The organism is Hyphomonas johnsonii MHS-2 (assembly GCF_000685275.1).
Taxonomy (GTDB): domain Bacteria; phylum Pseudomonadota; class Alphaproteobacteria; order Caulobacterales; family Hyphomonadaceae; genus Hyphomonas; species Hyphomonas johnsonii.
The window spans coordinates 849,568-872,923 of record NZ_ARYK01000001.1 but is presented as its reverse complement, the minus strand read 5'-3'; the positions used below and the strand labels follow the sequence as shown (position 1 = coordinate 872,923).

Here is a 23,356-nt window from a genome sequence, read left to right as displayed (position 1 = left end):
ATATGGATATAGCCACAGACACACGACCGCACCATAGGAGTACTGTATGACCAAAGCACTGATGGCAGGTGACAACGCCCCTGATTTCACTATCGAAACCACCGCAGGACCGCGCTCCCTTTCTTCATTCAAGGGCAAGCACCTCGTGCTTTACTTCTATCCGAAAGATGACACGCCCGGCTGCACGACCGAGGCCATCGATTTCACATCGGCTCGAAAGGAGTTCGAGGCGACCGGCGCAGAGATTCTCGGCATATCCAGAGACACCCTGTCAAAGCATCAGAAATTCGCAACGAAACACGGAATTGACATCAATTTGGGTGCCGATACCGACGGCGACGTGTGTGAGGCCTATGGAGTATGGGTCGAAAAGAACATGTACGGGCGCACGTATATGGGCATCGCCAGGTCCACGTTTCTGATCGGCCCCGACGGCAGGATCATTCGGATTTGGCCCAAGGTCCGCGTGAAGGGCCATGCGCAAGACGTCCTGGACAGCATCCGGCCCGATTCGAAAGCTAAATAATCAGCAATACTCAACCGATTTCGCGAGCTTTAACAGGGGGTTTACCCAATTAGGCGAAAAATTGCATGAATTATGTTCAGTGGGGCTTTCACCTCAGTTCGAATTGAGTATTTATATGCTCAACGGGTTTGGGAAACGTGCTGTAATGTTTATTGCAGTATGAGGTGTGATTTCCAGTCGACGGGTGGCGTGAATGGCAAAGTGGAGTGCGAGCGCTAAAGCGGCGTTTGATCGTGCGTTTCCAGAACGGCAGATTTATCATCGCAGCGGCGGCACTGTCCGGTATATTTCCGTTTCGCCTTGGCAACAGGCGATCATCGCTGCAGGCGCAGCAGCGCTTGCCAGCTGGACACTTTTTCTGACCGGCAGCTATGTGCTGGGCGGTTCCCCAAGCGCTATCGCTGGCAGTCCCGATGATCGCGAACTCGCAAAATATGAGCGCTGGGTTCAGGAACTTCGCGCGAAAGACGCCCTGTCTCGGTCCCTGCTTGAAGAGCGCACTGACGCCTTCCAGAAAGAGACCGCAGAATGGGAGGACCGGCAAAACGCGCTGGAAGAACTGTTCGACAAACTCAAGGGCGATGAAAACCTGGAAGTGTCCGCGCTCAAGGGCGACGGAACAGGCTTGCTGGTGAAGGCATCGATAGAGGAAGCCGACAACCGGCAGTCCCGTCATGTCCAGCCAATCATTACAGCCTCGTTCGACAAGTCCGGTACCCGGGTCAGCCTGAAAAATCTCAAATTCGACCAGGAACGCATTCTTGATGAGGCAGAAGAGCTTGCGATCGAGCGCGCTGATCGCGCCCGCGGCGTCCTTCAACTGACATCAGTCGGCAGCGACCGCATCATGTCGGGTGCCGAAATGGGCGGCCCGCTCGTGTCTGTCGCAAACCTTACATCGGGCGCGACAAATCTCTCCGCTGCCGATACGTCCTTCTACAACCGGCTCGTGCAGACGCGTGCGCGGGTCGAAGAGATGAGATACTACGAACAGATCGTCGGCAGCCTGCCGCTCGGGCGTCCGGTTGGCGTTCCCTACCGCCAAACCAGCGACTACGGCATGCGGATCGATCCATTTCGCAAACGGCCGGGCTGGCACAACGGGCTTGATCTGGCAGCTTACCATGCAGCGCCGATTGTGGCCTCAGGTCCCGGGAAAGTCTCTTTCGCCGGCGCAAGCTCGGGCTATGGACGGATGGTCGAAATCGACCATGGGCATGGATTCAAGTCCCGCTATGGCCACATGAGCGCAATTACGGTAAAAAAGGGGGACGTTGTCGAAATCGGTGACTTGGTGGGCAAGATGGGTACGACCGGTAGAAGCACAGGAGACCACCTTCACTTCGAAGTCTGGTTCAACGGCAAACCATATGATCCAGCAAAATTCTTGAAAGCAGGCCGACATGTTCACTAAAAACAAAGCCCCCGAATCCAACACGCCAGAGCCCGTGAAGCCTGCACCGGCTCAAGAAGCTATTCGTGGTGCGTCGATGAAACCGGCTGCGCGGGCAGCTTCCATCATTTGCGCAGACATGAAGATCAACGGGTCTGTGACGTCTGAAGGCGCGCTTCAGATCGACGGCGTCGTTGACGGCGACGTCAGCGCTACCGACATTACGATCGGTGCATCAGGCCACATTACTGGCGAAGTGAAAGCCGAGGTTGTCAAAGTCAAAGGCAAGATCCGCGGCTCCATTCGCGCCCGCAAGGTCGAACTTGAATCGGGCGCCCATGTAAAGGGCGACATCGTCCATGCATCACTGCAGATTCAGGCAAATGCTGTTTTCGAGGGCCAGGTAAAACACGCAGACGATCCATTGAAGGACTCGGGCCCCAAGGCTGCGGCTGTCTCGACCTCGTCAGAGTCGAATTCGTCGCTTGGTTCTTCGTCACCCACAGCGTTCGGAATTTCGACGTCGGCTTCCTAGATTTTTCTCTCTGCAAAGAGACGTCACAAAAGAAAGCGCCGAGGCCTCTCCAGGCCTCGGCGCTTTCTTTTGTTCGGACACCGTTCGGGAAGAAACCGCATCCCGGACACTACGATCAGAATTCGGACGCCACGTACTTGGCCCTGCGCCCGCAAAGAAAAGAGCCCCGAAGCTGTCCAGCTTCGGGGCTCTCCAAAAAATTCACTCGGCTAGCCAAGCTTCATTCGGCTACATGGTTTGCCCTTTGCACTCAGGCGTAGCGTTGAACTTGGCTTCGGCAGCGCTCAAACGTTCCTTGACGGTCTTGCAGGATTCCGGGACGTTTTCCGGGCCAAGGACGGCGAGGCTCTTGCAGATCTTCGCCTCGTTCTGAACGTTCAGGACGGACGCCTGTACTTCGAAACATACCAGTGCGCGCTTCGTCTGCTCCTCGGAGTTCATGAAGTCGATCCAGCTTCGTCCCGCATTGTTGCCGGCCTGCTTGAACGCTTCACGCGCGCCAGAACGGTCATTCCGCTCGTAGCGAGATTGTCCGATCAGGACGTACGCATTGCCGCGGTCCTTGACGCCTCCCAAGCTAAGCGCCTTGGTAAGAGCCTCTTCCGCTTCTTTCCACTTCTGCAGGTCGGCATAGGACCGGCCGAGGCGCTCGTACATCGCGCCGCCACCGCCCGCGTCAGCAGCCTGCTTGATGACGGGAATGGCTTTCTCGTGCTCCCGCGCAACCTGATAGAGGTTTGCCAGGAGTTCGAGCCGTTCCAGGTTCTTGTTGATACGCCCTGCATTCATTTCCTTCTCGAGGATGCGGGCGGCGTGGTAAGGCGCGTTGAAGCGGTTGTAGAAGTTGACGATCCGCATCAATTCTTCATCAGTCTTCAGCAGACCGATAAGGTACATGGCTTTCTGTACTTCGAAGGCCTTGCGCTCTTCATTTTCCGCAAAATAGTTACCCGCAATCGCGTCCCAATATTTACGTTCATTCGGATTGCGCTCCAACAGGATTTCCAGAACTTCGGCGAGTTTCGCCTTCTGGCCTGTCTGGTTGTAGAGGTAGAGCAGCAGGTCATAGACCTCTTGCTTGAAGTTCGCACCATCTTCGCGGCGCACTTCTTCAGCCCAACGTACGGCTTCTTTGAACTTGTCGGCCCGCTGGTTCAGAACGGCCAATTGCCATTTCTGGGTCCGGTCAGGTTTGCCACCGACCTGCTGCCACTTGGTCATGTACTCAAGGGCCTTCGCGAGGTCTTCTTCCTGAAGATAGATCTGGGCGATGTTGTAATAGGTTTGCGGTGCATCCGCAGGCGCAATGTATCCCTTTTGCAGGGCGGACAGCAGGTCCTCAACAGCGCCGCGCCTGTCTCCGTTCTCGATCTTGATGTAAGCCGACAGCTTGATGACCGCGCCTTCTTCGTAGCAGTTCAACTCCATCGCCCGGAGCGAGTTCAACTTGCTGATCGCCGTCGCATAATCCTTCTTCACCATCGCGGCCTGTTCGGCTTCGAGATAGGTCTGGCCTGTTTTCGACGAGAATTCAGTCTGCTCACACGTCTGAGCCAGTGCTGCCCCGGCTCCAAGCGTCGCCATCAGTGCGACGACCACCGCTCCCTTGAGAGTAGCTTTCATACTCATGTTACATCTCCTCTCCGCGTATTGCGGCGTTGGGCCCAATCAACCGGAATTGTCGGGCGGGATCAAGAACTTCCGCAGGCATAGGCAGGTTTTTCACAGCGCGCGGTCCTCTCAGGCATCGTTCTCATTCCAGACCGTGCGATCCGGGTTTCGACGCTCCCGGTCGGCGTCCCTGGCGCCCCGATTGAGACAGCTTGCCGATCTAGAAACGCTGGCAAATGCTCGATCGAATCGAACCGGGAAACGCGGTGTGGAAATAGAGCGTAGCGCTCCAATGCCTTTCAAATCAAACAATTGTTACTATATATCATTTTGTGCCAGCTCGCAATCCGGTGATCGGAATGTCACCGCACTGTCAGCGGACTGGCAAAAAAAGAGCGCCCGCTGAAAGGCGCCCTTTTCATGATGGGTCATCGGCATGCCATCTAGTTCAGTTTGAACTCGAGTGGATAAACGACGTTCTTGCGTTCTGCAGCTTTGCCGCGGATGATCTTCGGCGCGAATTCAACTCTCGCAACCGAACGCTCGGCTTCAGACTTGAATATGGAATTCGTGCAGTTCGCCTGAATGTTGTAAGGCCTGCCCCGCGTGTCGACGTCAAACCGGACATCGCAGCTCCCCTCAATCCCGCGTTCTGCCGCGCGCTGAGGAAATGACGGCGTAGGTGGCCGGATCGGTTGTGCATCACGGTCCGAAATTGCCACCGGGTCGATCGCCAGGGACTGCATGCGACCGAGATTCAGTTCAGTCGGCGCCGCACCTTCGATCCTGGGCGTTGGCAGGTTGATCTGCGACTTTGTTGCCGACACTTTTGGCGGTGGCGGCGGTTTGGAAGCAGAATCAAGACGTCTCGGTTTGGACCGTTGACGGGTCCTCACTTCACTGTCCTGCTTCTGCGGCGTGATTGCCGCAAGTACACGTTGTTCGCCCTTGTCGACCCTGATCTCGGTTACATTGATCAGTGAGCTCATCATGATGAACAGCAGGTAGACAATGGGAATCGAGATCGCGAAGGCGACGAGAAGCCGTACGAAAGGACTGTTGAACATTTGCTGTCTCCTTACTCGCGCTTCGCCGAAATGTTGATGACCGTGGCACCGTCAATCTTGTTGATGGTTTCCATGACATCGACCAGGACTTCGGCTTCCGCATCTACGTCCGCCTGAACGACGACCTCACCTTTCGGGTTGTCTTCGCGCAATTGCTTGAAAATGAACCCGATCTCGTCAGCATTGACCTTCTTCTTGTCGATGTAGATATCGCTGTTCTTGTCGATCCCGATCAGGATTGCCAGGGGCCTGACCTGTGCCTTGTTGTCGACTTCAGGCCGAACGATGGGAACGCCAGGCTCCTTGATGAACTGCGCCGTCACGATGAAGAAGATCAGGAGGATGAACACCACGTCCAGCATGGGCGTGAGGTTGACATCGTCTTCCGCTGATCCCCCGCCGCCGACGGATACGCGTTTTCTGCGTGCCATTTGATCGCTCCTCCTATTCTACAGCCGACAGGACGAGATTAACCCGGTCCTGATAGCCAGCGTTATAGGCAGCGTCCCGGATCAGAACGATAACACCGCTCTTGGATTTGGGATGCGCCTGGATGACCACCGCACTCTCGGGCGTTTCGGCCCGAACCCGTTCAATATTCGCACGCACCGAACCGATGTCTGTAGGGCGGCCGTTTACCGAGATCAGGTTTGTTTCGTCGATCAGAATGAGAATGGCCGGAATTTGTTCCTGCAATTCCGAATCCGGCGCGGGTGGTGGTGGTGGCTCAAGTCCGAGCGCATCTTCCTGAGCGAATGTCGCCGTGACGATAAAGAAGATGAGCAGGATGAAGACAACGTCCAGCATCGGCGTGAGATCAACGTTTGCCTCGTCGGGCGACCTTACATTGCGTCCGCGCATCAGTTGATCTCCATTTCATCTTCGACCCACTGCACCGACCGGTTTACCCGGCGGTCCATGCCGGACGTGAACAGAATGCCCGAAAGCGAGGCAACCATCCCTGCCATGGTCGGTATCGTGGCGCGCGACACACCGGCTGACATCGCCTTGGCGTCAGCCCCGTTGGTAATGGCCATGACGTCGAACACCGCGACCATGCCCGTCACCGTACCCAAAAGGCCGAGCAATGGCGCCAACGCCACCATGGCCTTTGTAAGTTGCACGTTCTGCTCGGCTTTGCCCCGAACTTCGGACACGAGCTTGTCTCTGACCCAATGGGCGAGAGTTGATTTCCGATCGGAGCGGGAACGCCACTCCGCGATCGCTTCCGCGGCCACCTGTTTGTGAGCGAACCTGAAATAGAACAGACGTTCCAGGATCAATGCCCACATGAAGAATGTTGCTGCCATGATGACAATCAACACGGGACCGCCACGATCGAGGAACGCTTGTAAATCTGCAAAACCCATATCGGGTTCCTCCTCCTCGAGTGAAACGAGCGGGATGGCTTACGCCATTGCCCCGCTCAGGGATTCCGCTTTCTCGGCAACCAGGCCAGCGGCCTGCTCGTCGAGGATCTGCTGGTTGCCACGTGCCATCGACGAAGCGACAGCGTGGATCAGCAGAAGCGGAATGGCGGCCACAAGGCCAAACACCGTAGTCATGAGAGCGACTGAAATACCGCCGGCCATGAGTTTCGGATCGCCTGCACCGTAGATCGTGATCGTGGTGAAGGTGATGATCATACCGATAACCGTACCGAGCAGTCCGAGCAGAGGCGCAACAGCTGCAAACACCTTGATGATGTCATTGAAGCGTTCGATGCGTGGCGACTCACGAAGGATCTGTTCGTCGAGCTTCAGTTCGAGTGTCTCGATGTCCGCATTCCGGTTTGTCTCGTATGCTTCGAAGACGCGCGCCAGCGGGTTACCCGTGCCAGCCTGCCGTGTCTTCGCAGTCCGGCGCATCGCACCGCCCATCGTGAAGAGCGTGAAGATCTTGTAGAGACCGATCAGGATACCAATCGTCGCCAGGGTGGCGATCACAGCACCCACAGGACCGCCCTGCTGGAGACGGTCGGCGAACTTTGGAAGATCGCCGAGGATACCGAACAGGTTACCCTTGGAGGGGTCAACCGGACCACGAACCAACTGATCAGGGCCGGCATTGATGACGCTGCCCATGGCCGAAGCATAAGAGCCAGCGGGCTGTTGCTTGAACATCTGCAGGAACGTGTCGCCGTTGTCGCTTTTCTTGACTTCGACGAATTTCCTGCCGTCGGTTGTCGCCGCCGTAAACACGCCCACTCGCATGAGTTCGGTTTCAACATTCGACTGATCCGGACCAAAGCCGTCCACGACCGCGGAGAATGTCTTTACTTCGGACTGGGCGATCATTTCCTGCAGCATTGCCTTGGGCAGGCGCTCCAGCTGCTGGCGGTTTGGAAGCGTCCGTGCTTCTGCGATCTCGGCGATGCCTTCCACGCGCCCCGTATAGTCGAAGTTGGCAAAGGAGTTCAGGATTTCCGGCATTGTTTCACCAGCGGCGGTCCGGAACTGGCCAAGCAGCTCCTGGAAATCACCGGCTTGCGCCGATACCTGGGCCTCAAGGTCGCCAAGCGTTGCCTCGTTGGCATCAAATTCTGCGCCAAGTGCGCGTCCGCGTCCCTCAACAACCGCAAGCGCATTCCGCGCATCGGTCATCTTGGCAGCTTGTGCATTCTTGTCTTGCTGGAACTCGCGCAGGCGGGCCTGGTCCGCAGCCGACATTTCATCGGAATCCTTGCGGATATTGTCCAGTACAGTCTTCAGGGTCGCCTGAGCATCCGCAGGCGCGGTGAAGGTCATCGAGCCGAGACTGAGAAGCGTCGCCGCACCCAGAGCCTTCAGCGAGGATTTCAAATTCAACATGTCATATACCTCTTTTTCAGGATCGCGCCGACTATTCGACCGAGAACTTTTGAACCGGGGCGAACAGAACGTCCTGTTGCGCCTTGCCTTGGGCAACCTTGATCGCCTTGGCGATGTCGGGAACAAACTTGCCGCTGAGGCTCTCCCACTGGCCCGTCGTCCGGTTGTAGCGCGACGCCTTGCCATTCGGTGTCAGGTAGACGAGCGCAACGCGTCCGTAGAGGAACATGTCGACAGTCGTTGGCTTGCCATCGATGTCGATTTCTTCCTGCCAGGTGCTGATCGTGCGACCATATTCCATTTCGGCCTGATAGGCGTCCATGATCAGGCGATACTGTTCCGCTGCAGTCACGTCCGGCTGCTGCATGATGCCGACCAGGCCGTCGATGCGCGCTTCACGTTCGGTCTTCTTGAAAGGAAGGTCTGCTTCGACGAACGTTTTCAGGTCGTCCACCATGCTGAGAAGCATCGGCACGGTCTGCGCCGTAATGTCATCGATGGAACCCAGCTGGTTGGTCAGAGACTCGATCTCTTCGCGCTGGCTCTGAACGACCAGTGCTTGCTGCTTGGCGTAAAGCTCGGCTGCGTCCCGACGCTGCAGCAAGGTGCGATACTCACGCACCATGTCGGTGCGATCATCGTCAAGCTGGTTGATCTGTTCCTGGACTTGTTCGGCGCGCCTCGTGGCCTGCTCGCCCGTATTTAGCGCTTCGCGCAACTGAGCCTGGGCCGGAATGGCCAGTCCAGCAATCAGCGTAACGGCAACAATGCCGCGGGCTGGTGACAGAAATTTCATCATGAGGTTTGCCTCTCACTCTCCAAACGGTCGCGCAGGTATTGCGCGGAAAATTCGACAATCAGGCATCTTGCTAATGAAGATGTCCCGGTTTCAATGCCTGGCCAAAAACACACCGGCCGAGTTTTTTGGAAGTCGCAAGGCAAAAATGCCCAACACCTGCCCTTTTTGGAGCGTTGTTCGCTCTCTCGCTTTGACCCTTGCCATTCTGGCAACAAGTCCGCAACGCCCTTAATTGCAATCCCGGACGCTAACAACCCTGAACGGCCGGATCAACATGGCTTTACGATTCGTTTAGAAAATATCTGCGCGGTGATTGAACGCAACACATGTAACACAGTCACGAGCCACAAAGTTCGACATCGACCAAGTCAAGGCAGGAAAAAGATGGCTGGGGTGCCAGGATTCGAACCTGGGAATGCCGGTACCAAAAACCGGTGCCTTACCGCTTGGCGACACCCCATCAAGACGACGCGAGATAGCCACTCTTGCGTTGGCTGGCAACACCCGATGGCATTGTTTCGCATATATCGCACACCTTCCTCGGTCGCGCATATGCTTTTGCGGTCGAATGTTGTCGGCTCTTTACTTTTTTATCGATAATCGGCAAGGGTAGGTTTTGGCGATCTGCTTAGCGCGACATGGAGTTTCCGCACCAATGAAAACATTCTTCCTTTCCATGGCTGGTGCCTTTGTCGCCATGATCATATTCGTCCTTCTCATGGTAACGTTCGTCGGCATGCTCATTGCGAGCGCCGCGAACTCCAGTCCTGAAGCGCCAAAGACGATGGTGCTGACGCTCGACCTCAACTCCGAATTTCCCGACCAAAGCCCGACCGGAGGCTTTGCGGCATTCTCGCAGACCCCCGGATTCATTGACCTTTTGACGAAACTGAAAGCCGCTGAAACAGATGACGCCGTCAAGGGGCTTTACGTCCGCGGCGCCATGATAACTGTCGGCAGCTCCCGCGCGGAAGAGTTGAGAGAAGCCTTTCACAGTTTCAGGGATTCGGGAAAATTCATTATCGCCCACACCCAGGGCACGTATGGCATGAGCGGCCCATCGGCACTCCGTTCCATTACCGCGGCGGACGAAATCTGGATGCAGCCAGGCACAGACTTGTTCGCAACCGGCGTGACATTTGAGACGGAATTCCTGAAAGGCCTCTTCGACAAGATCGACATCACGCCTGAGATTTATCCGTTCTACGAATACAAGAATGCGCCGAACACTTATAATGAGACGTCTTATACCGAGCCGCACCGCGAAGCGATGACGGCACTCGCCGACTCGATCTGGAGCGTGTCACTGATCGACATCGCAGAAGACCGCGGCCTCTCCGTCGATGCCGTGAAGGCTTCACTCGAGAGCGGTCCGAAGACAGCACAGCAAGTGATCGACCTGAACCTCATGGACAAGCTAGGTTGGCCGGAAGAGGCTGAAGATGCCGCCAAGGAGCGGGCCGGCAAGGGTGCGGAACTCGTTGAGCTCGCCGCGTACACGCCGCCGTCCGTCAGTCTCAAGGCGCCACTGATCGCTGTGGTCGGCGGTGAAGGCGCGATTGTCACGGGCGGTTCCGAAAGCGGGTCACCATTCTCCAGCCCTCCCGGATTCGCTTCGGATGCGATCGCGCGGGCAATCCTCGACGCAGGCGAGAATGACAAGGTGAAGGCCATCGTCTTCCGTGTCGACAGCCCCGGTGGTTCGCCAACCGCATCCGACCAGATATGGAGAGCAATCGAACGGGTCCAGGAAGACGGGAAACCCGTGGTCGTTTCCATGGGGTCGCTGGCCGCGTCCGGCGGTTATTACGTCTCGACTGGCGCCGACTATATCATGGCCAACCGCTCAACGATTACCGGGTCTATCGGAATTTTCGGAGGCAAGCTTGCCTTGGAAGGCGCCTTCAACAAGATCGGAATCACTTTCGACACGGTCAGCGTTGGCGGCGACTTCGCTGATGCCTATGGCACCGGAACCTTCACACAGGCCCAGGAAGCCGAAGTCAGGGCTTGGCTCAAGCGTGGGTATGATCGATTTGTCGGCATCGTCGCTGACGGGCGAGGCATGACCGTCGATGAAGTCAACACCGTCGCGCGCGGGCGCGTCTGGAGCGGCGAAGATGCACTCCAGCAGGGACTTGTCGATCAGATTGGCGGATTCATGGATGCTATCGAAAAGGCCAAGGAACTGGGCGGGATCGATTCTGACGTGACTCCCCGCCTGACCTATTATCCGCGCCGCAAGAGCGGATTCGAGGCGCTCGAAGGCCTGTTTGGCGTATCCGAGGAAACCGCGCGAGTCGCTGGTATTCTCAGCGAAATCGCGGGCGACGAACGCACCAAGATCCTGATCGAGGAACTCGCGGCAATGGACGCGTCGAACTCGGGCCAGATGCAGGCGGTCGGACCGAGAATTCGCGAAAGGTAGCGATCGTATTTCCTGATTGAGCCTGTCCAATAGACGGCGGAGGCTCAATCTTTGCCCAGAGCACAGCCCTGATCGCTGGCGTCATAACGTCCTGGCAGGTATCAACTCGCGGCTTGTGTCTCAACTGGAACTACCCTAGCCGAACAAAAAGCTTCGGAAGCACATAATGAGAATTTTAGTGACTGGCGCAGCCGGGTTCATTGGCGCAGAACTCGCCCATCGGCTTCTTTCCGAAGGCCACGACGTCACCGGCGTGGACTGTTACACGCCCTATTATGACGTCAAACTCAAGCACGACCGGGTTGCCCGGCTGACGGAGTTTGAGAAGTTCGTGATGCAAGACGAGCGCGTCGACGACGACGCGGCCATGACCCGCATCTTCAAGGAATGCGAACCGGAGATCGTCGTGCACCTGGCTGCGCAAGCTGGTGTCCGCTACAGCCTCGACCACCCACGCGAATACATTGACGCCAACGTGATCGGGTCATTTAACGTGATCGATCTAGCACGTCAGCATCAGGTCAAGCACCTCGTCATGGCGTCGACGAGTTCCGCCTATGGCGCGAACCAGAAGTTCCCCTTCGAGGAAACCGACCCGGCTCCTCACCCGCTCACCATCTATGCGGCGACAAAGCTCGCAAGCGAGCTGGTCGCGCACAGCCATTCCCATCTATACCGCACGCCGACCACCATGCTGCGATTCTTCAGCGTATACGGCCCCTGGGGTCGGCCGGACATGGCGTTCTTCCTGTTTACGGACAAGATTTTCCGCGGTGAACCGATAGACGTCTACAATCACGGCGACCTCCTGCGTGATTTCACCTATATAGACGACCTCGTCGAATCGATCCGCCGTTTGATGGACGTGCCGCCGCGCGCCGGAGAGCCGGCATCCAGAAACGACTCGCTCAGCCCGGTTGCGCCCTACCGTCTGGTGAACATAGGCAACGCGACGCCCGTCCGGTTGCTCGACTATATCATTGCGATCGAAGATGCCATTGGACGCAAGTCCATCAAGAACATGATCGGCATGCAGCCAGGCGACGTGAAGCAGACATACGCCGATGCCAGCCTGCTCAAATCATTGACAGGCTACACCCCGACAACTGACGTTCGCACCGGCATAGCGGCATTCGTTGATTGGTATCGCGCATACTACAAACCTGACTGACCAGTCAGGCCGCGGGCGCGCTGAGCGTCTGCGAATTCGCCAGGCACAGGCGCAGCAAACGCCTGCCTCTCGCCAGACGGAAGCGTTATGTCCAAAGCTGCTGCGTGCAGCATCAGGCGCTCTCTGCCATTGCACTCACCTCCATAGAGGCCATCCCCCACAATGGGGCACCCAAGGTGGGCCAGATGAATTCGAATCTGGTGCATCCGCCCGGTTTCCGGGGACAATTCGAACATGGCACTGCCACCATTTGACTGGAGTATTCGCCATCCAGTCCGCGCGCTCTGCGCGCCGGCGCGTCCCGGCCGCGCCGCGATCATCCGGTCGCGCCCCATCTCCTTCACCTTCACGAGCGGCAAGTCGATACGGCCCTCTGACGCTAGTGGCAGTTCGCCGCCTACCAGCGCGACGTAGGTCTTCTTCGCGCGCCGCTCCGAAAATTCTGCAGACAGGAACGCTGCCGCTGGCTTCGTCTTCGCCACGATTACGATACCTGACGTGCCGACATCCAGACGGTGGACCAGGCGAGGGCGCTTCCCGTTTGAGCGCGCGAACACACCAAGCAGGCTGTCCAGGGATCGATCGACACCGCTACCCGACTGAACAGGAAGTCCGGACGGCTTGTTGAAAACCATGACATCGGAATCCTGGAACAGGACGAGACTGCGGACGAAAGATTCGTCTTCAGGTGAGAAGACCGGGACCGGCCTGTTGCGGGTCATGGCTTGCCTCGGGACCGCTCGCGGATGGTTGCGATTTGCTTCAGCCTTTCCGCAATTGTACTTTCCCGGCCCCTGCCGGACGGTTCATAAAAAGTGCGGTGCCCGACTGACTCCGGGAAGTAGGGCTGGCCAGACACTCCCTCCTCCGTGTCGTGGTCATACGCATAGCCATCACCATACCCCTGCTCTTTCATCATGCCCGTTGGCGCGTTGAGGATGTGCTTTGGAGGCATCAGGCTTCCCGTTTCCCGCGCAAAGGCTCGCGCCGACTTGTAGGCAAGGTACGCCGCATTGGACTTCGGAGCAGTGGCCAGGTGGATGACAGCGTGGGCCAGCGCCAGTTCGCCTTCCGGGCTGCCGAGACGCTCATACGTCCTGGCGGCTTCTCCGCAAATCATCAGCGAGGTCGGATCGGCGAGGCCGACATCCTCGCTCGCCATCCGCAGCAGGCGGCGCGCCAGGAAAAGCGGGTCCTCCCCCCCTTCCAGCATTCTCGAAAACCAGTAGAGCGCGGCATCCGGATCAGATCCGCGAATGGATTTGTGCAACGCAGAAATGAGGTTGTAGTGCTCGTCCCGATCCTTGTCATAGGCTGGTGCCCGCTTCTGGATCGCCGCGCTGAGTTCGTCCAGCGTCAGGCGGTCCGGTTCACTTGCGAGACCAAACGCCTGTTCTGAAATGTTCAGCAGGTATCGGCCGTCACCGTCCGCCATATCGATCATAGCTGCGCGAGCGCGGTCTTCGACGGGAATCGATCTGCCTTCAAGGGCTTCGGCCCGCTCCAGCAAGGTTTCCATCGCTTGGGTATCGAGGCGCTTCAACGTCAGCACGGCGCAACGCGACAACAGTGCACCATTTATCTCGAAACTCGGATTCTCGGTCGTCGCGCCGACGAGAGTCACGGTTCCATTTTCAACAAACGGCAGAAATCCATCCTGCTGTGCGCGATTGAACCGATGGATTTCATCGACGAACAAGAGCGTGCCCTTGCCCATGCTGCGCCGGTTCGCGGCGCGGTCGAACACGGCGCGCAGGTCTTTGACGCCCGAAAAAATCGCACTGATCGACTCGAATTCGAGATTTGTCTCCTCTGCGAGAAGCCGCGCGATCGTCGTCTTGCCAACGCCCGGAGGCCCCCAAAGGATGATGGACGACAGGTTCCCGGCAGCAAGCATGCGCGACAATGCACCGTTTGGTCCCAACAGGTGGTCCTGGCCCACCACATCGGAAAGCGTCGCCGGCCGGAGCCGGTCGGCCAACGGGCGTGGAGCAGCGGTTGCCATGCCGGCAGCGGCAAACAGATCGGACATGCACTTCTCCTAGGCGTGAACAGTCAGGATGATAAGATGGTGGCGGAGGAAAACATCATGTCACTGGAAATTACACCCTCGGGCCAGCCATTCGGTGCCGCCGTCACCGGTCTCAACCTCGCTGACCCGCTGTCGGACGCGCTTGTAGAGCAAATTCGCGACGCCTGGCTCGAACACCATGTCCTGTCCTTTCCCGACCAGAAGATCAATGATGACGACCTCGAACGCATTACGCTCCACTTCGGGCCATTCGGCGATGATCCGTTTATCGCACCTATCCCGGGCCGCGAACACATCATCGCTGTGAAGAGAACCGCCGACGAAACGGCGCCCGTATTTGCCGAGACATGGCACACCGACTGGAGCTTCCAGGTGCGCCCACCCGCCGGCACGTGCCTGTATGGCATCACGATACCGCCGCAAGGCGGCGACACGCTCTTCGCAAACCAGCATCTCGCCCTCGAACAAATGCCGCCAGCGCTTCGTGGGCGCATCGAAGGCCGCATGGCCATTCACTCCGCCCGGAACGCCTATGCCCCAAGCGGCAGCTACGGTGAAAAGGACCATGCAGCCGGACGGTCGATGGATATCCGGCCGTCGACCGAGGCCGAAGCAGAGCAATTGCACCCGCTCATCCAGGTCCATCCCGAGACGGGACGGGAAGCCTTGTACGGCTGTGCTGGCTATATCGTCGGAATCGAGGGGATGCCGGAAAGCGAATCCTGGGATCTTCTAACCGAGATCTACCGTTGGCAGACCCAGCCGCAGTTCCAGTACCGGCACCGGTGGGCACCGGATATGCTGCTGATGTGGGACAATCGCTCCCTCCTCCACATGGCGACAGGCGGCTACCAGGGCTTCGACCGGTTGCTGCACCGCACAACCATTGGCGCGGCCTGAAGCCTTCCCGGATTTGCCTTTCCGGCATACCCTCCCGAAAAGAAAATTCGGGAGGAACGCGTGCCAGACACTCTTCACCAACAGGCTCAGGGGATAAAAAGCCCGTGGGACCTTCCGCTCCAAACGCTTGATGTCTCTCGTGCCGAGCTGTTTCAACAGAACAGGCACGGAGAATATTTTCGCAGGCTGAGGCAGGAAGACCCGGTCCATTTTTGCGAGGAGAGCCAGTTCGGTCCATTCTGGTCGATCACCAGATACGAAGACATCGTGGCCGTGGACTCGAACCACAGGCAGTTTTCGTCCCGGCGAGACATTGTGATCGGGGATGCACCGGCCGATTTCGACACGCCCATGTTCATCGCCAGCGATCCGCCGGTTCACGACGTTCAGCGCAAGGCGGTGCAGCCTGCGGTCGCTCCGACGCAACTCAGCGACATCGAATCCTTGATCCGCCAGCGCGTGACTGCGATCCTTGACGCCCTTCCCGTCGGCGAAAAAATCAACTGGGTCGAGCATGTCTCTAAGGAGCTGACGACCCAGATGCTCGCAACACTGTTTGATTTCCCGTTCGAAGATCGTCACCTGCTGCCCTACTGGTCGGATGTGACGACAACATCAGAGACCGTTGGCGTCGAAGTCGACATGAAGCACCGCGAAGCCGAACTTCACAAATGCCTCGCCTATTTCACGGCGCTGTGGAAGGAACGCGCCGCGCAGCCCCGGAAATTCGATTTCATATCCCTGTTCGCGCATGATCCCGAGACAAAGGACATGGTCAACAATCCCATGGAGTTGCTTGGCAATCTCATGCTCCTGATCGTCGGAGGGAACGATACGACCCGAAACTCGATTTCGGGCGGTATCGTGGCGCTCAATGAATCGCCGGCCGAGTACGCCAAGCTGAAGGCAAACCCCACACTTATCCCGAACATGGTGTCGGAGATCATCAGGTGGCAAACGCCGCTGGCGCACATGCGTCGGACCGCCACGGAAGATGTCTCCTTCAAGGGAAAGTCGATCCGGAAAGGCGACAAGGTCGTCATGTGGTACGTATCGGGAAACCGCGACGAAACCGCGATCGACTCGCCCGATGAATTCAGGATCGACCGCGCGAACGCGCGGCGGCACCTTTCATTCGGATTTGGCATTCACCGGTGCATGGGAAACCGTGTCGCGGAAATGCAGCTCCGGATTCTGTGGGAAGAGATTCTCAAGCGCTTCGACCACATTGAACTGGTGGGCAAGCCCACGCGAGTGCTGTCCAACTTCGTCCTTGGGTATGAAGACGTACCGGTTGTCGTTCATGCGCGCTGAGCGCCAGTTCAGAGGCTCACTGTGCCTTTTATCATGTGCCCGTTGCGCTCCAGCTCGATGTTCCAGCTACGCGTCGTCGGTTTGAGCACTTTTTCCAGGTCTTTCACCGACTTTGTCGATACGCCATTGACCGACCGGATAATGTCGCCAGGCCGGAAATAGTTCCGCGCGATCGACCGTCGCAAGACCGAGTGAATATAAATGCCCGACCCCTTCTGAAAGGGATCGAGACCATTCTCTTCGGCGAGCCGCGGCGACAGTTCGACCACCCGGGCACCCGAGAAGACATTCTCGCCATCCAGCAGGACGATGTCCGCGGCCGTTGCGCCCGGCGGAGGAGCAAGCCGGACACGCTTCGATAGGGATTTGCCGCCCCGCAGGAAGGAAAGTTCCGCCGACTCACCGGGGCTCTTGATCGCCGCGAGGAATTTCAGGCCCTTTTCGTCAAATACTTCGCGCCCGTCGATTTCGGTCACAAGATCCCCCCGGCGCAACCCCGCCTTGTCGGCTGGACCACCCTCGTACACTTCTGTCACCATCACACCGACTGGTCGCGTCAGGCCCTGTGCCTTCGCGATGTCGTAGCTAACGGCCTGTCCGGCGAGGCCGAGCCATGGCCGCACGAACGTACCCTCATTGATGGCAGCGTCCACGACGCGCTTCACCATTTCTGCCGGGATGGCGAAACCGATCCCGTTGGATCCGCCTGACCGGGAAAAGATTGCGGTATTGACGCCAACCAGCTCGCCCCTGGCATTGATCAGCGCGCCCCCCGAGTTACCGGGGTTCACTGCAGCGTCGGTCTGCAGAAAGAACGCATAGTCGGAAATCCCGACATCCGTTCTTGCTGTGGCTGACAGGATGCCACTCGTAACGGTCTGCCCGATACCGAAGGGGTTGCCGATCGCCAGGACCAGGTCACCGACCTGCGCAGCGCGCGTGTCCGCATAGGGAAGCGTTGGCAGGCTGGCGCCGTCCGTATCGATCTTGAGTACCGCGAGATCGGTCCGTTCGTCGGCCAGAACCAGCTCAGCCGAATACTCGCGCCGATCACTCAGGACAACGCGGAAGGATTCAGCCCCTTCGATCACGTGGTTGTTCGTGACGATGACGCCATCAGCACCAACGATCACACCCGAACCGAGGGAATTCTGGATACGCTCCTGCGGAACCACGCCGCCCGAAAAGAATTGCTCAATCGGAGACATCCGCGAGGTGACGCGCTTTTGCGTATAGACGTTTACAACGGACGGTGCGGTCTGCTTCACCAGCGGCGCAAAGGACAGCTCCATTTCCGCGCGCGATTCCGGCAGTCGCTGGGCCTCGGCAAACAGGGGCAACAGCACCAGGATCAACAGGGTCAGTACTGCCAGCCCCGCTACAGCCAGCAGCTTGGATACGTGTTTCGTCATGGGAATTGAATGGACCATGAGTATGGCTCTATTGCGGCGTCGAGCCGGAGGCAATTCGTCACTATATGACAATTCAGTCAGAATTCGGCCCCGCGCCTGCCTCCCCTGACCGCGCCGCCAGTGCCTCAAGGTTCGCCGCGTGCCCCTCACGACTGATCCGGTAGAATGAGACACACAGGATCATGAGCATCCAGATGGTCAGGAGAGAGGCTGCATAGCCTATCCCGAGCAGGTGCAGCTGGTCTTCGGGAACCTCGCCGGGCTTCATCCCGGGCGCAATCGAGGCCACCGACAGGATGATCGCAGCCAGCATCACGCCGCTGCCCTGTGCGAGTTTGCGAATGAAGCTGATGCCGGCAAAAAAGATGCCTTCAGACCGCCTGCCCGTTTGCAGTTCGCTGTCTTCCACGATGTCTGCAATCATCGACCCGATCAGCATCTGGGTGGCGATAATGAGCGCAAGGTCGAAGACCGTTACGCTGATGACGATCTGGAACAGGAGTTCTGTCCCGTTCGGCGGCATCAGGCCCAGCAAGCGCAGGATCACAAGAGACGGCGCGATCGTGAACGCCAGGACTCCCACGATGATGGCGCCGCGCTTCTTGCCGAGCGTCTTTCCAACAATCGGCGCGAGGATCAGGGCGATGACAGCAGAGATGTACACCGCCACGGTGAGTGCCGCGATCTGGTCTGTCGTGAACTGCCAGAACAAGCCGTTGATGTACTGGTTCAGGGAGGCCGAAATACCCGTCGCGAGCAGCCCGAACAGTGTCGCGAGGAAAAGGGCCCTGAACGATTTGTTGGAAACCGTCTCCAGTATCTCCCGGAAAATTGTTCCGATGGTCAGCTGGCGTTGCGCCGGCGGCGGCTTGAGGTGGGGGATATGGCTATGTGTACCGGCCGTTGTGGCCAGAACAGCCAGGAAGATGACAATGGCCGCCCATAGGCCGTACGTGTGCCAGCCTTCCTTGTTGAAAAAGCCGGATGGGTCAGCCTCCGTCGGGGTCAGTAGCAGGGCCAACAGTGCTATCTGAATGCTCAGCCCGCCGACCCAGGCGAAAAAGTACCGGTAGGACATCAGCGAGGTGCGCGCGTCATAATCGCTGGTCAGTTCCGCCGCGAGCGCCGTCTGCGGAACCTCGTAGATCGTGAACAGCAGGCGCACGCAGATCGTCACGCCGACCAGCCAGGCGAACAACTCGCTCGTCGACAGGCCGGGTGGTGGATTCCAAGCGAAGAAGTACGCGACCGCGACAGGCACGATCGCGGCATACATGAACGGATGCCTCCGCCCGAGGCGCGTCCTCAGATTGTCCGACCAGTATCCCACGACGGGATCTGACACGGCATCGACCAGCAGCGCGATGAACAGGGCGGCGGCAACAAGCGACGCCTGAACGCCGAGCACCTGACTGTAGTAAAACAGCAGGAAATAGTCGAAGCCATTGTTCTTTACGCCGTCAGCGATCCCGCCGACGCCGAATGCTATCCGCGTAAAATGGCTCGGTTTGCCCACCGCTCCTGCCGCCATGATCGATCCTTCTGACGACGCCCCGCCTAGAGGCCGAGGACCATCTTGGCCATGATGTTGCGCTGAATCTCGTTGGACCCGGCGTAGATGGACGTTTTACGATAGTTGAAATAGCTCGGTGCTACAGGCACCGCATATCTCGGCATCGGCAAGTCAGTGTTCGCGCCGTCGCGCGCCAACGCCATGCTATCGGCTACGAAGGGCTCGCCGTACTGGCCAACGGCCTCCACGAGAAGTTCGGTGATCGCCTGTTGCGTTTCAGACCCCTGGCATTTGAGCATCGAACTCTCCGGCCCAAGCGCCTGCCCCGCAGAAAGTGCCGAAAAGATCCGCAGCTCGATCGCATTCAAGCCGTCGATCTTGATCTCGAGCAGCGCGACTTTCCTCGCGAAATCGGGATCCTGGAGAAGTGGTGTCCCCCCATTCAATTCCACTGCCGCGATCTTCTTCGCCTTGTTCAGCATGTTCCGCAGGCCGGGCGCATAGGCATTGCCGCGCTCGAACTGGAGAAGGTATTTCGCGTAGGTCCAACCCTTGTTTTCTTCGCCGATCAACGCGTCCGCAATCGGGACCCGGACGTTCTCGAAGAAAACCTGGTTGACCTCCTGCTCGCCTTCGACCGGCCCATCGAGCGTTGGCAGGCCCGATACGGTAATGCCCGGCAGTGACATCGGGAAGACGATGAAACTGATCCCTTCCTGGGATTTTCCTTCTTTCGATGTACGGACGAGGCAGAAGATCCAGTCAGCCCATTGAGCATGCGTGGTCCAGATCTTGGACCCGTTGAGGACATAGTCATCGCCATCACGGACGGCGCTCATCTGGAGTGACGCCAGGTCCGAGCCGGCCCCGGGTTCGGAATAACCCTGGCACCACCAGATGTCTGACGCGAGAATCGGCGGCAGGTGCTTCTTCTTCTGCTCGTCCGAACCGAACGCCATGATGACAGGCGCAACCATTGCCAGGCCCATCGGGCTGACCGTTGGCGCCCCGGCGGCAGCAAGTTCCATGTTCAGGATATAGCGCTCGGACTGCGAAAGGCCGGCGCCGCCATACTCCTTCGGCCAGTTGGGGGCGACCCACCCTTTCTCATAGAGCTTCTTCTGCCATGCCACTTGGCCTGCCTTGTCGAGGTAGCCATTTTTCGACATCGCCATCTTGGCGCGCAGGTCTTCGGTGTACGCGCTGGTAATCCAGTCGCGGACTTCTGCCTGGAAGGCCTTGTCTTCTGTGGTGAACGAGAGATCCATTTCCGGACCGCCTCTCTATTCTACGATATCGAAGTACTGGACATTCGGCGCGCCCGCCAGGCACGCACCGAGCTTGGGCCCCGCTGCCTTGAAATAGTCAGTCTGGCCGTGGGCCTTGAGGTCATCCTGTGAAGCATACTGCTCCATGAAGATGTAGTCGGTATCCGACCCCTTTTCCTTGTACAGCTGGTACGTCAGACAGCCGGGCTCGTTGGCTTTGACTTTTGCCATCAGGTCTTTGCCAGCCTGCTCGAATTCCGCCTGCTTGCCGTCCTGGATCTTCAGTTTTGCGACAACACCGATCATCGTTCTACTCCCTGTCTATTGAATTCTGGCGCTACACTAGAACCTTGGGAGGGCGGGACAAGCTTGACCTAGGGTAGGGTCACGAAAAAACTGGGCTTCCGGGGACTTGGAGCACTACGCCGTCACTGTTAATCACGATTTTCGCACCTCACGCGCCAGAATAGCAAAACTGCAGGCGTGACACACCCCGCCAGCCAACCGGTCATCGAAGTGGAACAGGACTTGCTGACCGGTAACCTTTGCAACGAAGCTCGGACCCTGGCGTGACAATGACGGCACAGCAAACCCAAAGTTCGGAACGGCCGGTCTCTCCGGACGAAATCCTGGCCGTGGTGCCTGTATTGAACGAAGCCAGATATATTGAAGCCTGCATTCGATCGCTCATGACGGGCGCCAATCGGCTTCAGGACGTCGCCCTCACGATTGTGGACGGTGGCAGCACCGATGACACTGTCGCGATCGTCCAGCGCCTCCAGGCGGAGTTTCCGAACCTCCGACTGGCACACAACCCGAAGCGCCTGCAGGCCGCTGCCGTCAATCTGGCCGTCGTCCAGTTTGCCGATGCGAAAACCCGGTTCATGGTCAGGTGCGACGCGCATTCGGTCTTTCCGCCAGATTTCATATTGGACGTGGTCAGTGCGTTGGCGCGGACAAAGGCCAGCTCCGTCGTGATTCCGATGGATGCTGTCGGCGCAACATGTTTCGAGAAAGCCAACGCCTGGATCGTCGACACACCGCTCGGGTCCGGCGGCTCAGCGCATCGAGGCGGTCGCAAATCCGGGTTTGTCGATCACGGGCACCATGCCGGCTTCGACCTCGCCACTTTCAGGGCGGTCGGCGGATACGACGAAACATTTTCCCACAATGAAGACGCGGAATACGACGAACGGGTCATTCAACAGGGTGGCAAAATCTTTCTCGATGCCACCATCCGCAAAGCCTATCACCCGCGCGGGACCATCAGCAGCCTGGCACGTCAGTACTTCAACTATGGCAAGGGCCGCGCCCGGAACGCGTTCAAGCACAAGCGCCCCCTGAAGGTGCGCCAGGCACTGCCGATCCTTGCGTTCCTTGGCAGCGTCCTTGGGCTCGTTGTCAGCCCGTTTTTCTGGCCCGCACTCATCTTGCCGGCCGGATACGTGTCCATTCTGCTTCTAGCGTCGATTTTCATTGCAATTTCAAAACGTTCGCCGTGTGGCCTGCTATCCGGCGTCGCTTCCGGAACAATGCATATGAGTTGGGCCGTCGGCTTCCTGGTTCAGGCGTCCCGGCAATGGCGATGACTTCAAAGGAAAATTGGAATTTGGCCGGAAACCATTATAAAGGAAGTCGAATTCAGAAAGTCGACATGTCGAGAATACCGCAACTTTTGCAAAGGTCCTTCTTGGAGCAGTTCGGACGGATCACCCGTTCGGCGACGTCCTTGCGCGCCCGGATTCGCGACGGCGCGAAACGGCCGGCCACCGAACAATCGAGTGCGGCGGCTTCCGAAATCTTCGTCCCCACTCGCGTAACCCGCGCCCCGGACGGCGAATGTATCTACGCAATTGGCGACATACATGGACGATGCGATTTGCTCGACCGCCTCATGGTGGAGATCGAGGCGGACGCCGCCAGCCTCCCCGCGGGCACCAAAGCGACGATCGTGTTTCTCGGTGACTATATTGATCGCGGCCTCCAATCGAAGGACGTGATCGAAATGTTCCTGGGTGACCGGCTCGCCGGTTTCAACACGATCTACCTGATGGGCAACCACGAAGAAGCGCTTCTGAAATTTCTTGATGATGCTTCCTTCGGAAGCCAGTGGGCTCGTTACGGGGGTGCTGAAACCTTGTATTCATATGGGTTTCAGGCGCCAAATTCGCGCAGCACCCTCGGTTCGCATGATGCCATGGCCAACGCGAAACAGGCGTGGGAAGAATTGTGGAATGAATTCCGGGTGCGCTTGCCTGAACCGCATCTTGATTTTTATCGGTCGCTCAGGCCGTACCACGTCGCTGGCGACTATCTGTTTGTCCATGCCGGTTTGCGACCTGAGCGGTCCCTTCGCGAACAGTCCGTGCGGGACATGCTCTGGATCCGCGACGAATTTCTTGACGACGATCGTCAATTTTCGCATTTGATTGTACACGGCCATACGCCGGCAGAAGGGGTCTTCCGTGACGATCGCAGGCTTGGACTGGATACTGGCGCGTTCCTGAGCGGCCGCCTGTCTGCAGCGAAACTGTTCGGGACCGAGATCACGATCCTGGCGACGTAGATGTGCCAATA

22 protein-coding genes and 1 tRNA gene are annotated in these 23,356 nt (G+C 58.1%); 9 read left to right on the top strand and 14 right to left on the bottom strand.

The genetic code is table 11. The features are described from left to right. Nucleotides 1-46 precede the first annotated feature (46 nt). The 3 genes from HJO_RS04095 to HJO_RS04085 all read left to right on the top strand — a co-directional run bounded on the left by HJO_RS04095 (nt 47) and on the right by HJO_RS04085 (nt 2,454). Entirely contained in the window at nt 47-526 is a 480-nt protein-coding gene (locus tag HJO_RS04095) for a peroxiredoxin (RefSeq protein ID WP_035613758.1), read from the top strand. A gap of 193 nt (nt 527-719) precedes the next feature. Then, the gene (locus HJO_RS04090) at nt 720-1,940 is read left to right on the top strand and encodes a M23 family metallopeptidase (RefSeq protein WP_035613754.1); all 1,221 of its coding nucleotides are present in this window, start codon (nt 720-722) and stop codon (nt 1,938-1,940) included. Further along, entirely contained in the window at nt 1,930-2,454 is a 525-nt protein-coding gene (locus tag HJO_RS04085) for a bactofilin family protein (protein ID WP_035613753.1), read from the top strand. The genes HJO_RS04090 and HJO_RS04085 overlap by 11 nt, the downstream gene beginning before the upstream one ends. A 228-nt stretch (nt 2,455-2,682) precedes the next feature. Here the strand turns inward: HJO_RS04085 and HJO_RS04080 are convergent, their stop codons facing one another. From HJO_RS04080 to HJO_RS04045, 8 genes are all read right to left on the bottom strand, one after another. Beyond that, on the bottom strand, nt 2,683-4,083 hold the full coding sequence (locus tag HJO_RS04080; RefSeq protein WP_035613750.1) for a tetratricopeptide repeat protein: 1,401 nt from the start codon (nt 4,081-4,083) through the stop codon (nt 2,683-2,685). 425 nt (nt 4,084-4,508) lie between these two features. Continuing rightward, entirely contained in the window at nt 4,509-5,132 is a 624-nt protein-coding gene (locus HJO_RS04075) for a TonB family protein (protein ID WP_035613747.1), read from the bottom strand. A gap of 11 nt (nt 5,133-5,143) precedes the next feature. Beyond that, nucleotides 5,144-5,563 (bottom strand): ExbD/TolR family protein, encoded by a 420-nt coding sequence (locus HJO_RS04070; RefSeq protein ID WP_035613744.1) that lies wholly within the window; start codon nt 5,561-5,563, stop codon nt 5,144-5,146. A gap of 13 nt (nt 5,564-5,576) precedes the next feature. Further along, the gene (locus HJO_RS04065; RefSeq protein ID WP_035613741.1) at nt 5,577-5,993 is read right to left on the bottom strand and encodes an ExbD/TolR family protein; all 417 of its coding nucleotides are present in this window, start codon (nt 5,991-5,993) and stop codon (nt 5,577-5,579) included. After that, a complete protein-coding gene (locus HJO_RS04060) occupies nt 5,993-6,502 on the bottom strand; it encodes a MotA/TolQ/ExbB proton channel family protein (RefSeq protein WP_035613738.1) in 510 nt (169 codons plus the stop codon). The genes HJO_RS04065 and HJO_RS04060 overlap by 1 nt, the downstream gene beginning before the upstream one ends. A 39-nt stretch (nt 6,503-6,541) precedes the next feature. Beyond that, nucleotides 6,542-7,942, bottom strand: coding sequence for a MotA/TolQ/ExbB proton channel family protein (locus tag HJO_RS04055; protein WP_035613735.1), 1,401 nt, complete (start codon nt 7,940-7,942; stop codon nt 6,542-6,544). Between the two features lie 31 nt (nt 7,943-7,973). Next, nucleotides 7,974-8,741, bottom strand: coding sequence for a DUF3450 domain-containing protein (locus HJO_RS04050; protein WP_035613732.1), 768 nt, complete (start codon nt 8,739-8,741; stop codon nt 7,974-7,976). 385 nt (nt 8,742-9,126) lie between these two features. After that, nucleotides 9,127-9,201 (bottom strand) — tRNA-Gln (locus HJO_RS04045). A gap of 195 nt (nt 9,202-9,396) precedes the next feature. Between HJO_RS04045 and sppA the strand changes: the two genes are divergently transcribed. Continuing rightward, entirely contained in the window at nt 9,397-11,169 is a 1,773-nt protein-coding gene (gene sppA, locus HJO_RS04040; RefSeq protein WP_035613728.1) for a signal peptide peptidase SppA, read from the top strand. A gap of 166 nt (nt 11,170-11,335) precedes the next feature. Further along, nucleotides 11,336-12,340, top strand: coding sequence for an NAD-dependent epimerase/dehydratase family protein (locus HJO_RS04035; RefSeq protein ID WP_084141444.1), 1,005 nt, complete (start codon nt 11,336-11,338; stop codon nt 12,338-12,340). On the opposite strand, the gene HJO_RS04030 is transcribed toward HJO_RS04035, so the two are convergent. Continuing rightward, entirely contained in the window at nt 12,325-13,062 is a 738-nt protein-coding gene (locus HJO_RS04030) for an RluA family pseudouridine synthase (RefSeq protein WP_035613722.1), read from the bottom strand. The genes HJO_RS04035 and HJO_RS04030 overlap by 16 nt on opposite strands. After that, the gene (locus tag HJO_RS04025) at nt 13,059-14,372 is read right to left on the bottom strand and encodes a replication-associated recombination protein A (RefSeq protein WP_035613719.1); all 1,314 of its coding nucleotides are present in this window, start codon (nt 14,370-14,372) and stop codon (nt 13,059-13,061) included. Before HJO_RS04025 ends, HJO_RS04030 begins: the two co-directional genes overlap by 4 nt. Nucleotides 14,373-14,429: 57 nt before the next feature. Here HJO_RS04025 and HJO_RS04020 point away from each other — a divergent pair, with 57 nt between their 5' ends. Beyond that, nucleotides 14,430-15,272, top strand: coding sequence for a TauD/TfdA dioxygenase family protein (locus HJO_RS04020; protein ID WP_035614487.1), 843 nt, complete (start codon nt 14,430-14,432; stop codon nt 15,270-15,272). Nucleotides 15,273-15,332: 60 nt separating this feature from the next. Then, nucleotides 15,333-16,586, top strand: coding sequence for a cytochrome P450 (locus tag HJO_RS04015; protein ID WP_084141441.1), 1,254 nt, complete (start codon nt 15,333-15,335; stop codon nt 16,584-16,586). Nucleotides 16,587-16,594: 8 nt separating this feature from the next. Here the strand turns inward: HJO_RS04015 and HJO_RS04010 are convergent, their stop codons facing one another. The 4 genes from HJO_RS04010 to HJO_RS03995 are packed head-to-tail and all read right to left on the bottom strand — an operon-like array spanning nt 16,595 to nt 21,085. Continuing rightward, nucleotides 16,595-18,016, bottom strand: a complete 1,422-nt coding sequence (locus HJO_RS04010) for a Do family serine endopeptidase (RefSeq protein ID WP_241764658.1) — start codon at nt 18,014-18,016, stop codon at nt 16,595-16,597. A gap of 55 nt (nt 18,017-18,071) precedes the next feature. Continuing rightward, nucleotides 18,072-19,529 (bottom strand): MFS transporter, encoded by a 1,458-nt coding sequence (locus HJO_RS04005; protein ID WP_035613716.1) that lies wholly within the window; start codon nt 19,527-19,529, stop codon nt 18,072-18,074. A 26-nt stretch (nt 19,530-19,555) separates the two neighbouring features. Next, a complete protein-coding gene (locus HJO_RS04000) occupies nt 19,556-20,779 on the bottom strand; it encodes an acyl-CoA dehydrogenase family protein (RefSeq protein ID WP_035613713.1) in 1,224 nt (407 codons plus the stop codon). 15 nt (nt 20,780-20,794) lie between these two features. Next, a complete protein-coding gene (locus HJO_RS03995; protein WP_035613710.1) occupies nt 20,795-21,085 on the bottom strand; it encodes a putative quinol monooxygenase in 291 nt (96 codons plus the stop codon). 269 nt (nt 21,086-21,354) lie between these two features. On the opposite strand from HJO_RS03995, the gene HJO_RS03990 reads away from it, so the two are divergent. Both HJO_RS03990 and HJO_RS03985 read left to right on the top strand, forming a co-directional pair. Next, complete coding sequence (locus tag HJO_RS03990; RefSeq protein ID WP_051618153.1) at nt 21,355-22,368, top strand: glycosyltransferase family 2 protein; 1,014 nt, start codon at nt 21,355-21,357, stop codon at nt 22,366-22,368. After that, nucleotides 22,359-23,345, top strand: a complete 987-nt coding sequence (locus tag HJO_RS03985; protein WP_206741795.1) for a metallophosphoesterase family protein — start codon at nt 22,359-22,361, stop codon at nt 23,343-23,345. Before HJO_RS03990 ends, HJO_RS03985 begins: the two co-directional genes overlap by 10 nt. The last annotated feature ends 11 nt before the right edge of the window (nt 23,346-23,356 follow it).